Annotated in this window: 10 protein-coding genes; 7 read left to right on the forward strand and 3 right to left on the reverse strand. The window is 49.8% G+C overall.

Translation table 11 applies throughout. From position 1 onward, the window contains the following. The first annotated feature begins 20 nt into the window (after positions 1 to 20). Both ABDB91_RS03005 and ABDB91_RS03010 read left to right on the forward strand, forming a co-directional pair. Positions 21 to 1,850 carry an S-layer homology domain-containing protein gene (locus ABDB91_RS03005; protein WP_347490162.1) on the forward strand — a complete coding sequence of 610 codons (1,830 nt, stop codon included), beginning with the start codon at positions 21 to 23 and terminating at the stop codon, positions 1,848 to 1,850. 405 nt (positions 1,851 to 2,255) lie between these two features. Continuing rightward, the gene (locus tag ABDB91_RS03010; RefSeq protein ID WP_347490163.1) at positions 2,256 to 2,705 is read left to right on the forward strand and encodes an ankyrin repeat domain-containing protein; all 450 of its coding nucleotides are present in this window, start codon (positions 2,256 to 2,258) and stop codon (positions 2,703 to 2,705) included. 161 nt (positions 2,706 to 2,866) lie between these two features. Here ABDB91_RS03010 and ABDB91_RS03015 read toward each other — a convergent pair whose 3' ends face one another. Next, a complete protein-coding gene (locus tag ABDB91_RS03015; RefSeq protein WP_347490164.1) occupies positions 2,867 to 3,337 on the reverse strand; it encodes an iron-sulfur cluster assembly scaffold protein in 471 nt (156 codons plus the stop codon). Positions 3,338 to 3,571: 234 nt separating this feature from the next. On the opposite strand from ABDB91_RS03015, the gene uvrB reads away from it, so the two are divergent. From uvrB to ABDB91_RS03030, 3 genes are all read left to right on the forward strand, one after another. Next, on the forward strand, positions 3,572 to 5,551 hold the full coding sequence (uvrB, locus tag ABDB91_RS03020; protein ID WP_347490165.1) for an excinuclease ABC subunit UvrB: 1,980 nt from the start codon (positions 3,572 to 3,574) through the stop codon (positions 5,549 to 5,551). Between the two features lie 213 nt (positions 5,552 to 5,764). Further along, positions 5,765 to 6,025 carry an AbrB/MazE/SpoVT family DNA-binding domain-containing protein gene (locus ABDB91_RS03025; RefSeq protein WP_347490166.1) on the forward strand — a complete coding sequence of 87 codons (261 nt, stop codon included), beginning with the start codon at positions 5,765 to 5,767 and terminating at the stop codon, positions 6,023 to 6,025. After that, positions 6,025 to 6,426: a PIN domain-containing protein gene (locus ABDB91_RS03030; RefSeq protein WP_347490167.1), complete on the forward strand. Its 402-nt coding sequence runs from the start codon at positions 6,025 to 6,027 to the stop codon at positions 6,424 to 6,426. The genes ABDB91_RS03025 and ABDB91_RS03030 overlap by 1 nt, the downstream gene beginning before the upstream one ends. 14 nt (positions 6,427 to 6,440) lie before the next feature. On the opposite strand, the gene pssA is transcribed toward ABDB91_RS03030, so the two are convergent. Together pssA and ABDB91_RS03040 are read right to left on the reverse strand one after the other, a co-directional pair. Then, positions 6,441 to 6,971, reverse strand: a complete 531-nt coding sequence (gene pssA / locus ABDB91_RS03035; protein ID WP_347490168.1) for a CDP-diacylglycerol--serine O-phosphatidyltransferase — start codon at positions 6,969 to 6,971, stop codon at positions 6,441 to 6,443. Continuing rightward, positions 6,964 to 7,590, reverse strand: a complete 627-nt coding sequence (locus ABDB91_RS03040) for a phosphatidylserine decarboxylase family protein (RefSeq protein ID WP_347490169.1) — start codon at positions 7,588 to 7,590, stop codon at positions 6,964 to 6,966. Before ABDB91_RS03040 ends, pssA begins: the two co-directional genes overlap by 8 nt. A gap of 271 nt (positions 7,591 to 7,861) precedes the next feature. On the opposite strand from ABDB91_RS03040, the gene uvrA reads away from it, so the two are divergent. Then, positions 7,862 to 10,669, forward strand: a complete 2,808-nt coding sequence (gene uvrA, locus ABDB91_RS03045) for an excinuclease ABC subunit UvrA (protein ID WP_347490170.1) — start codon at positions 7,862 to 7,864, stop codon at positions 10,667 to 10,669. Between the two features lie 375 nt (positions 10,670 to 11,044). After that, positions 11,045 to 11,911 carry a transposase gene (locus ABDB91_RS03050; RefSeq protein ID WP_347490171.1) on the forward strand — a complete coding sequence of 289 codons (867 nt, stop codon included), beginning with the start codon at positions 11,045 to 11,047 and terminating at the stop codon, positions 11,909 to 11,911. Positions 11,912 to 11,929 lie beyond the last annotated feature (18 nt).

Genomic DNA, 11,929 nt, shown 5'->3' on the forward strand with positions numbered 1-11,929 from the left:
ATTCGGCAGGTGATTAAAATATGCGAGTTATGAAACGTGGTTTCGCAGTGCTAATTCTTTTTATGATGTCGGTATTTTTTGCCGTTGCTTTAACCGGGCAACCGGCCTCGGCCCGGTCCGGACCCGATGTGGATGATCATTTTCCGGGCGGAGGCCGCCGGGGAATTCCTGTTGGCGTAACTATTTGGATTGAATTTGACAGTCATATGGATAAGGATAGTATTATTGACGGTATAACGCTTCTGGACGAAGATAAGCGGGAGGTCTCCGGCAAGGTTAGCTATAACGACAAAACCTGCCGGGCGTATTTCAAACCGAGTAAATCCCTGGAATACGGTGCCCGGTACAGGGTAAAGCTATCCAATTCCATAGAAGACGTCGACGGTGATGAGTTGGGCTCTTACAGCTTCTATTTTAACACGGTAGACTATCCTGTTATGCTGGTCAACGGAATAGAAGTTCCGGAGTATGGTTTGGATGTAAACGTCAGCCCTGTGGATATAACCCTGGATGTGTCGGGTGCCGAAAAGGTTGTTTTTGGGTCCCGGGATCTGGAAAGGCGTGTTAATAATTATTATCTTGAGCATTATTCTTTAAAACAGGGGAGTAATAACTTATCTTTTAAGATTACTTATGAATATGAAGACGATAAAGGAAAAACTCGTGAGGAGTCGTTAACCTTTTCCAGAAAAGTAAACTTAGTCAACACGCTGGAAGAAGGGGCGGTTGTAACTCACGACCTGAGTAAGAGTAATAAAATCAGCTATTTTGATAAACAGTTTAATATTACTTTGCCCAGCGGCTTCTATCTGCAGCAGGATGGCGCGAATGCCGAAAGCCAGATGCTGGTGTTCAAAGCAGAGAGAATATATAACGTGCATGGTAACCCTGTCGTTAGTTACTTGTTTAACATAGCACATTTGTCTGATAAGGACAGTGGTTACACATCGGATAGCTTCAGAGATATTGTTAATCGTATTGAAGCCCCTCCCGGAGGCCGGGTTTCTTTGCCCGTGGATGCTGATTTAAGCGAGGTGGCTTACAGGACCTTGACGGTCTTTTATGATAAGTGCGACGGGATCTCCGGTAATTGGGTCAATTTGGGTGGCCAAACCGATGCTAAAAAGAAAACCATTACGGTACCCTTTAAGGGGTTGGGCAAGTATGTGGTGGTTAATAAAATGACGACCTTCAGAGATTACGAGGCTGCCGGTTCCGCACGCTTTCGTCTGGAGTATTTGTGGATCAGGGGAATATTGCTGCCCGCCGAAAATGCGCCCGCGGGGTATCTGGGACTGGTGGACCAAAATGGAGCTGCGGTTGGTATTAACCGGGGAGAATTTGTAGTTATGTTAAGCAAAGCGCTGGGTTTGGAATTTCCCGATCCATACGTGGGGCTGGGTATTTTCAGCGATGTTTATTATACAGGCGGAAACTCATATGGGCAAAACAAAAGCGGGAAATTTGTGCCTATACCAAGGGATAATGCCAAGTATATCGAAACGGCTGCTAAAAACGGCCTGCTCGAAGGAACCTTGCAGAAAGACGGACGTCTTGTTTTTCGATATTTTGATGCTTTGACCAGAGAACATGCCGCCAGGATGATTGCGGCGGCCTCAGGATTAAGTGTAGATATCATGGGCGGTCAGCAAACGCAGTTGACACTGTCTAAAAAATTTAAGGATTACCAGGCCATAGCACCTGCGCTGCAGCCCTATGTGTTGGCGGCGGTGGAAAAAGGTTATATGCAGGGTTTCGACGATTACACCTTTCGTCCGGCACAAAAAATGACCCGTATTGAAGCCGCGGTGCTGGTTTATGACATAATGGAAAAAAATAAGTTGCTGTAAAATCCGGCTTTTGTGTTGGATGAGCATGTTATTAATAGGTATGGTATATGGTTTCTGTAAAACATTAGAACATGGCCAGGCAAACCGCCAAGACCCAAGAAAAGCCGTTTAAGCTCTTTTGTAATATAAAGTTTCCATAAAAACATGCCGGTTAAGTGTGATATAATTAATTAACATCCATACTACCGGATACCGCGTAAGAGAACGAGAATACAGTTTAACGTGTCATTGCCATGTGTACAACCTGTGACGCTTGAAGCCCGTCATCGCGGGAAGCGAAGCGGCGCGGCAATCTTATAACCGTTAATTAAAGCACCATATGGTTGTTTTATTGTGTAATTGATTAATACGTTATACTTATACGCTTGGCTTGCTTAGCATAAGCAATGGAAAGGATGACTTGCGTTGGCAACGGATTGTGCAAAAAGCCCCGAAACTGCCCGAACGGCTTTAATCCAAATGAACATTGTATATGATGACGAATCTTTTTTGAAATGTGTCGAGGACGGTAACAATGCTGCTGTTAAACTCTTTTTAGAGGCGGGCATACATCTTGATGCTAAAACAAAGTATGACGCTACGGCTTTTATGCTGGCCGCTCACAATGGTCATGTGGAAATATTAAAGTTGCTCCTGGCTGCCGGCGTTGATGTAAATGCCTGCAGCGAGGATGGTGTAACAGCGCTTATGGCGGCATCCTATGCCGGTCATGCCGATGTTGTGGAATTATTGCTGGCCCAAGGGGCCGATGTGTATGCCAGGAGCAGCAGCGGTCTGACGGCGTTATTTCTGGCCGAAAATAATAAATACTTCGGCGTAGCAACGCTGCTCAAAAATGCCGGGGCCACGGAATAACTGAGGCAGCAGTGATAAATTACGCTTAAGCGTCCGGTACCCGCCGGGTACGGTAAGTTCGACAAATGATCATTAATGTCCAATAAAAAGACCACGGGCACATGAAATTGCCTATGGTCTTTTTATAATGATTTAGGTGCTGTTTGAAAATGATATAGTAATTAAGCTTGATTGGACCGTCTGATAATTTCCTGCATTATTTCATCGCCGATGACCTCGAATTCGTCCTTCGAGCTAATTTTATCGTCCCCCAGGCGTTTGCTCAGCATGTAGTCGTATATGGCCTGGCGCATTGCTTTTATGGCCAACAGGGAACAGTGTTTTTTCTTTTCGGGCAGCCCGCCCAGATATTCCACCACATCATCATCGTTTAATTGCAAAGCATAATTAATATCTTTACCCCTGGTCATTTCGGTAACCACGCTGGAGGTGGCAATGGCTCCCGCGCAGCCGTAAACCCGGAATTTTATATCTTCAATAATCTCCTTATTTATACGTAATGTTATTTCACAGATATCACCACAGCCGGTCTCACCTATCTTACCGTAGCCGTTGTTATTTTCCACCACCCCTACATTGCGGGGATTTTGAAAATGGTCCAGAGTCAATTCATTATATTCCAGTACAGACATGGCTGATCACCTCGTAAGTTTATTGTGTTCCACTTATTATACAACTTTTTAGTCGGTTATGAAACATATCTCGTAAGTTCTGTTGATCTTTAGGAGTATATGCGCGTGTTTAGGGTGCTTTTGACAGAATGTGCCGCACATTTTTCCTCCGGTTGCGGCTCGTATATTCTTAATGAAATGTACGTGAATTTTTTACCGTTGCCCGGTATGATATAATTTAGCGGGGTGAGAATTATGCAATTTGAATTAAAATCCTCCTATGAACCACGGGGTGATCAGCCCCGGGCGATTAATGAGCTGGCGGAGGGGCTCGGTGACGGATTAAAACACCAGACTTTGCTGGGTGTAACCGGCAGTGGTAAAACATATACGATGGCCCGGGTTATTCAGCGGGTGCAGCGTCCCGCGCTGGTGCTGGCGCACAATAAGACATTGGCTGCTCAGTTGTGCAGCGAGTTTAAGGAGTTTTTTCCGCATAATGCGGTGGAATATTTTGTGAGCTATTATGACTATTACCAGCCCGAGGCATATATTCCCCATACCGATACTTATATAGAAAAAGATTCTTCAATTAACGATGAGATTGATAAACTGCGCCACTCGGCCACCTGCGCGCTGTTTGAGCGCCGTGACGTGATCATCGTGGCCAGTGTGTCCTGCATATACGGCCTGGGTGACCCCGAGCAGTACAGCACCCTGGTGCTGTCTCTGCGCAAAGGAGCCGAGCAGGAACGGGACGACGTGCTGCGCCGGTTGGTGGATATCCAATACGAGCGCAACGATGTTAACTTTACCCGGGGTACTTTCCGGGTGCGGGGTGATGTGGTGGAAATATTCCCGGCCGGCAATTCGGAACGGGCTGTTCGGGTGGACTTCTTCGGAGACGAAATTGAGCGCTTGCTGGAATTCGACGTGCTTACCGGGGAGATTACCGGGGAACGGCAGCATATCTCGGTCTTCCCGGCCAGCCACTATGCTATTTCCCGGGAGCGCATGGATGCCGCTGTAGGCCGTATTGAGGAAGAGCTGGAGCAGCGCCTGGCTGAAATGCGGGGGCGGGAAAAACTGCTGGAGGCGCAGCGGCTGGAGCAGCGTACCCGGTATGATATTGAAATGATGCGCGAGATGGGGTTTTGCAACGGCATAGAAAATTACTCCCGGCACCTCACCGGGAGGCAGCCCGGTCAGCCGCCTTATACGCTGCTGGATTATTTCCCGGATGACTTTATTATGTTTATTGATGAATCCCATGTAAGTATTCCCCAGGTGCGGGCTATGTATGCCGGGGATCGCTCCCGCAAGGAATCGCTGGTGGAGCACGGTTTCCGGCTGCCCTCGGCTTTCGATAACCGCCCTTTGACCTTCAATGAATTTGAAGAGCGGCTGGGCCAGGTGATCTATGTGTCCGCTACCCCCGGTCCGTACGAGCAGGAGTATAGCGGCCGGGTGGTGGAGCAGATTATTCGGCCCACCGGTCTGGTCGACCCGGAATTGTTTGTACGGCCCACTCGGGGGCAGATTGACGATTTAATCGGTGCCATCAATCGTCGGGCAGCCAAGCAGGAGCGGGTGTTAATCACCACCTTGACCAAGAAAATGGCCGAGGACCTCACCGACTATCTGCGGGAATCGGGTATTCGGGTGCGCTATATGCATTCGGAGGTGCACACTATTGAACGGATGGAGATTATCCGGGATCTGCGGTTGGGTACTTTCGATGTTCTGGTGGGCATCAACCTGCTGCGGGAGGGGTTGGACCTGCCCGAGGTGAGCCTGGTGGCCATATTGGACGCCGACAAAGAGGGCTACCTGCGCTCCGAGCGCTCGCTGATTCAAACCATTGGCCGGGCGGCCCGCAATGTCAACGGGCAGGTGATCATGTACGCCGATAAAATCACCGATTCGATGGCCAAAGCTATCGAGGAAACCGAACGCCGCCGCAAACTGCAGACCGCCCACAACCTGGCGCACGGCATTACGCCCCGGACTGTTCGCAAGGCGGTGCATAGTGTAATCGAAGCCACCAGGGTGGCTGAAACACCGGCGGTTTACGATGCGGCCATAGACGCTAAAAACGGCAAGCTGAGTAAAAAGGAAATCAAAAAGTTGCTGGCCCGGTTGGAGAAAGAAATGCAAGAAGCTGCCCGGCGTTTGGAATTTGAGCAGGCCGCCCAACTTCGCGACGCCATTATTGAGATCAGGGGTCAGGTTTAAATTTTAGCGACATTCAGTATCGAAATGAATTAAGATTTTTATAATAAAACAATTGTTCCCCCTAACGGTCTTTTGGTATAATACAGTTGTACCCCTTCCCTGAACGGATCAAAGGGAGGGGTTTTTATCTTGATTCCAGAAATTACCTCTGGTATAGTAAGGAAATAAGTAAGGCTAAAAGTTTTAATTAATGTACCGGAGGAGGGATTTTTCTTGCAAGCTGAATTGGTAAAGCTCACCAGCAAGGGGCAGCTTACATTGCCCAAGGAATACCGGGATAAATTGTGCCTGGAGAAAGGGTCTCATTTATCCGTGACTGTCAAAGGTGATACACTGATGCTTAAAAAAGTTTACGAAGTGGTACCGCTAAGTGAAAACGATCCTATTTGGGATATGGTGGGTATTTTTGAGGACTGTTCCTGTGCCGCCGGTGTTTCCGGCGGACAAGGTGTGTCGGACAGGGAGGCCGGTTAGTGGAAAAGATATTGGTTGATTCGGGGGTGGTGCTGGCCCTGCTTAGCCGGGATAATCAAAACCACCGGGCCGCGGTGGCCGGTCTGCGGAAAATGCAGCGGCGGCGGGCATTGCCGGTGTTGACTAATTATATACTGGCGGAGACACATGCGCTGTTGGTTGCCTGCTTGGGACCGGATGCGGCCAGGATCTGGGTGCGCAATAATATTTGGCCGGTGGAACAGGCCGGTGCGATGGATGAAAAACGGGCTATGGAAATACTGCTGTCCGGTAGGGGCGGGGACTGCACCCTTGTTGATGCCGTCAGCTTTGCGGTAATGGAACGGTTGGGCATGGATACAGTCCTTACTTTTGATGCAAATTTTGCCGACTACGGCTTTCAGATAGCGGAGACGGCTTAGTTTGCCCGGTTTCGTCATACTTTCCTGATTTCCCTTTTGCACACCATAAGATAACTCAGAAACAGCATGCTTACTGCTGTCCAATAGGGGTGAACAGCCATTTGCGTTTGAAACAAGGTCAGCAAGGCCAGTAAAAAACCGGCTACGGTAATAGGCATACCTATAAAAACATCTGAGTAATCGAGGATATTGAAACGGGCCAGACGATAGGCCCCACAGGTCACAAATATCACGGTCATAATAAACCCCAGGACAACGGTATCGGTGAAACTAAGCAGGAATATGGTAATGGCCGGGGCAATGCCAAACGTTATCACATCGGCTAATGAATCCAGCTGTTTGCCAATTTCGCTGGTCATCCGGTATTTGCGAGCTACGTGGCCGTCCAGACGGTCGAAAACCGCGCCGATGATGATCAGCAGCCCGGCCAGGGTAAAATTGCCGAAAGAAGCGGTTATAATGGAGCTTAAGCCCATGATTATATTGCAAAGTGTTAAAAAGTTGGGCAGCTGGGTCAGGGGTGAATTGCTATTTTCGTTAATCATCCTTTAACACTCCTATGACGGTTATTCCCGCTTGCACCTTATGGCCTTTTTGCACTACTATTTTGGTGCCGGCCGGTACAATTATTTCCGTGCAGGAACCAAATTTAATCATCCCGAAAATCTGTCCTTGCTGTAAGTAATCATTCTTTTGGTTATAAAATACGATACGCCTGGCTATAAAACCGGTAATCTGGTGTACAAGTACTTTAATGCCGGCGTTTTCTATGCCCAGGGTGTTTCTTTCGTTAATATCGGAAGCATGGCTTTTAAAAGCCGGCAGGTATTTACCCGGCCTGTATGAAGTATAGGTGATTTTGCCGCTTAGCGGGCTTCGATTGATGTGTACATTAAACAGGGATAAAAATATGCTTATTTTAACTGCCCTGCCTTTGATAAATGTATCTTCGTCAATTTCACAGATGGATTGGATTGTGCCGTCGGCCGGGGATACAATATGGTTGGTATTTGAGGCGACTTGTCGGGGGGGATTGCGGAAAAAGAATATGACAAACAGTAATATGGGCACCGGCAATATGGCCAGTACGGGGCTTAGGACATAAAAAATAAAGCTTAATAATAACAATATTGTTATATATGGAATACACTCCCTGGCTAGCATGCCTTTATTAGTCCTCCCGTTTATTATATTATACAAACTAACTATCTTGTAAAAAGCTCGGGCTGTTTTTTCTTGCGGTATGCTTTCAACTGTTGTCATGGCTATAACATAATATCCAAATGGTATTTACTAATTGTACCATAACCACGCTTAATTTGATGTAGTAAAATGTTCTTGAGGGCATTTTTTTGTTAACGTTTAACACTTGGTACCGCGGCCGGTTTTTAATCTAATCAAGGTAGCGGTGATTCTTATATTGTGGAGGCTTTTCATGCAGGATAAAATTGTGGTGCGGGGTGCCCGCGCCCATAACTTAAAAAACATCAACGTGGAAATCCCCCGGGACAAACTGGTGGTGATTACCGGCTTATCGGGGTCGGGCAAATCCTCCCTGGCCTTCGATACCATTTATGCCGAGGGCCAGCGTCGTTATGTGGAGTCGCTGTCGGCTTATGCCCGTCAGTTTTTGGGGCAAATGAACAAGCCCGATGTGGATTATATTGAAGGGCTGTCCCCGGCCATTTCTATTGACCAAAAGACTACCAGCCACAATCCCCGCTCTACCGTGGGTACCGTTACCGAAATTTACGACTACCTGCGGCTGCTGTACGCCCGGGCCGGGCGGCCCCATTGCCCTAAATGCGGCAAGCCCATTGCCCGCCAGACGGTGCAGCAAATTGTGGATCAGCTGCTGGCCTTGCCCGAGGGGACCCGGCTGCAGTTGTTGGCCCCGGTAGTGCGGGGCAGGAAGGGCGAGCACGTCAAATTGCTGGAAGAAATTCGCCGGGAGGGTTTTGTCCGGGTGCGGGTGGACGGCGAAGTGCTGGACGTTAACGATGATATCAAGCTGGATAAAAATAAAAAGCATACTATTGAAATTGTAGTGGACCGGGTGGTTATCCGGCCGGGCTCGGCCACGCGGCTGGCCGATTCCCTGGAAACGGCGCTCAAGCATGGGGAAGGGGTGATCTTGGCTGTCGTGGTGGACGGCGAGGAAATCGTGTTTAGCGAAAACTTTGCCTGTGTCGACTGCGGTGTGAGTATTCCCGAAATCGCTCCGCGGCTGTTTTCGTTTAACAATCCCTTCGGGGCTTGCCCCGAGTGCACCGGGCTGGGTTTTAAAATGGAGCTGGACCCGGATTTGGTGATTCCCGATAAAAATTTATCGGTGCACCAGGGAGCTGTCGAGCCCTGGCTCAAGAGTTTAAACGGTATGCGCTACCTGGATGCTGTAGCCGAACACTACGGGTTTGATCTGGACACTCCGGTGCGGGAGATGGATCCGGCCTACCTGGACAAGCTGCTCTATGGCACGGGTAAAGATATTATTCAAATGCAACTGTCTAATGCCATGGGCATTGAACATAGTTACCGGGTACCCTTTGAGGGGGTCATTAACAACCTCAACCGCCGCTACCGGGAAACCAATTCGGATTACATGCGGGAGGAAATTGAGCAGTACATGAGTACCCGCCCCTGCCCGGTCTGCCGGGGGGCCCGGCTGAAGCCCGAGGCGCTGGCGGTGAAGGTGGGCGGTCTTTCGATTAATGAAGTGACCGCTATGCCGGTGCTGGAGGCGCACAGCTTTTTGCGGGACCTGGAGCTGACCGAGCGGGAGCAGCTGATTGCCAGGCAAATACTAAAGGAAATTGACGCCCGGCTGGGATTTCTAATTAACGTAGGTTTGGATTATCTGACCTTGGATCGGGCCGCGGGCACGCTGTCCGGCGGCGAGGCTCAGCGCATCCGGCTGGCCACTCAAATTGGCAGCGGCCTCATGGGGGTGCTGTATATTCTGGATGAGCCCAGCATCGGGCTGCACCAGCGGGACAACCGGCGGCTGCTGGAGACATTGGAGCGGCTGCGGGATTTGGGCAATACGCTGATTGTGGTCGAGCACGACGAGGAAACTATTTATGCCGCCGATCATATTATCGACATCGGACCGGGGGCCGGAGAGCACGGCGGCCGGCTGGTGGCCAGCGGCACGGTGCGGGATATTATGGAGGCGCCCGAGTCCATTACCGGCCAGTACCTAAGCGGTCAAAAATTCATTCCGGTGCCCGCCGCGCGCCGCCGGCCCAATGGTAAATCCATCACAGTGGTGGGGGCCGGTGAGCATAATTTAAAGAACATCAATGTGACCTTTCCTATGGGGCTGTTTATCTGTGTTACCGGGGTGTCCGGGTCGGGTAAAAGCACCCTGGTAAACGAGATTTTATATAAAAGGTTGGCCCAGGAGCTGCACCGGGCCAAAGCGAAGCCCGGAGCCTGCGAGGAAATTCAGGGCCTGGAAAACCTGGATAAAGTTATTGAGGTGAATCAGTCGCCTATCGGCCGCACTCCCCGCTCCAACCCGGCCACTTATACCGGGGTGTTTACGGATATTCGGGATCTATTCGCCCAAACCCCCGAAGCCAGGGCCCGGGGTTACCGGCCGGGCCGGTTCAGCTTCAACGTCAAGGGCGGTCGGTGTGAGGCTTGCCGGGGGGACGGGATTATTAAAATAGAAATGCACTTTTTGCCTGATGTGTACGTGCCCTGCGAGGTGTGCAAGGGCAAGCGCTACAACCGTGAAACATTAGAGGTCAAGTACAAGGGCAAGAGTATTTCCGACGTGCTGAACATGACGGTGGAGCAAGCCCTGGAATTTTTCCGGCACTTGCCCAAAATCCAGCGCAAGCTGCAGACTTTATTTGATGTGGGACTGGGGTACATCCGCCTGGGTCAGCCCGCGCCCGAGTTGTCCGGCGGCGAAGCCCAGCGGGTCAAGCTGGCCACCGAGCTGTCCCGGCGCTCCAACGGCAAAACACTGTACATTTTGGATGAACCCACCACCGGGCTGCACATTGCCGATATCCATCGATTGCTGGATGTGCTGCATCGCTTGGTGGACGCCGGGGATACCGTGCTGGTGATTGAGCATAACCTGGACGTTATTAAAACCGCCGACTACATCATCGACCTGGGTCCCGAAGGCGGCCATCGCGGTGGTGAAGTTCTGGCCACCGGTACCCCCGAGGAAGTCGCCAAATCCACCACTTCCCACACCGCCCGCTTTTTAAGGGGTCAGGCTTAAACTTTATTAAACTAACTTAAAATTAAACAGGCTAAAATCCGCCTGACGGATTTTAGCGCCGGTTAGACCGATTGTGCCTATTGCTCTTGTAATTACACTGGTTATGCATGCAGCCGGACCAAACAGCGTACTGTGGCTCTGTGGTTTATCGAACTTTGATTTGCCGCTATCTGGGCACGTGGGGTGTGCTGTTCAAGTGTTGCCCAATGTTGCCCAATGTTGCCCAAATAGTCGATGCTACTGGCTGGCAGCGGGTGTTGAAAGCTTGCCCAAAAAGTAATGTTTACTTTAGTATTAGAACAATTTGTCCTATTCACGAATAGAACACTTGTGCTATAATAATGCTAAATAATTACTTTGTTGGGAGGAGTTATTATGCCCCGCCAGCCGAGGCTGCATTTGCCGGGGGCCTTCTATCATGTACTGGCTCGTGGCAACCGTAAACAGTATATATTTAAAGGAAGAGATGATTATATAACTTACCTGCGGTTAATGCGTCATTATAGCCGGCGTTACAATGTTGAGGCGCACGGGTATGCTTTGATGCCCAATCACGTGCATATGCTGCTGAAAATGGGCGATACCCCACTTGCTAAATTTATGCAAGGACTGCAGCAGACCTATACTCAGTATTTCAACAAAGAACAGCAGCTGGTGGGGCACGTGTTTCAAGGGCGCTATAAAAGCATTTATGTGCACAGGGATGATTATTTGTTGGAACTGATCCGTTACATTCACCTGAACCCGGTAAAGGCGGGGTTGGTTGATGAACCCACCAAGTATGCCTGGTCAAGCCACCGCAGCTATTTTTACGATGAACAGTCCTTTGTTAAAACGGGCTATATTAAACAGCTGTTAGCCGCATACGGTGGAACGGTAATTGATGATTACCAGTTAGCGCCTGAATCAATCCCCATATCAGTTCCCTGCCCGGAAAGTGTTGCCGAGGCCGGTAGGTTTAGGGTGACTGAAAAGCCAAGACCGTTGTTGGACTGTGGCCTGGAGGATATAATGGGGCGGCTTTGCGCCGATATGCATGTGAAGCCCGAGCTGGTTCTGGGGACCGGCCGAGGGAAGCAGGCGGTGCTGGCCCGGCGGCTGTTTGCCTACCTGGCTTGCCGCCAGGCGGGCCACCGCTTGCGGGACGTAGCCGGATATTTAGGCTGCAGCGAAGTAAACATATCTAAATCCATCAAGTGGGTAGAGGGGTCAGACTTAACCTTTTATAAATTAACTACATAATTCGCATATTGTAATAAC

Source organism: Desulfoscipio sp. XC116 (assembly GCF_039851975.1).
GTDB lineage: Bacteria > Bacillota > Desulfotomaculia > Desulfotomaculales > Desulfallaceae > Sporotomaculum.

Coding starts and splice junctions, on each gene's coding strand:
- uvrA (WP_347490170.1), top strand. CDS start 7,862: ATGCAGGATAAAATTGTGGTGCGGGGTGCCCGCGCCCATAACTTAAAA.
- ABDB91_RS03050 (WP_347490171.1), top strand. CDS start 11,045: ATGCCCCGCCAGCCGAGGCTGCATTTGCCGGGGGCCTTCTATCATGTA.
- uvrB (WP_347490165.1), top strand. CDS start 3,572: ATGCAATTTGAATTAAAATCCTCCTATGAACCACGGGGTGATCAGCCC.
- ABDB91_RS03040 (WP_347490169.1), bottom strand. CDS start 7,590: ATGCTAGCCAGGGAGTGTATTCCATATATAACAATATTGTTATTATTA.
- ABDB91_RS03015 (WP_347490164.1), bottom strand. CDS start 3,337: ATGTCTGTACTGGAATATAATGAATTGACTCTGGACCATTTTCAAAAT.
- pssA (WP_347490168.1), bottom strand. CDS start 6,971: ATGATTAACGAAAATAGCAATTCACCCCTGACCCAGCTGCCCAACTTT.
- ABDB91_RS03005 (WP_347490162.1), top strand. CDS start 21: ATGCGAGTTATGAAACGTGGTTTCGCAGTGCTAATTCTTTTTATGATG.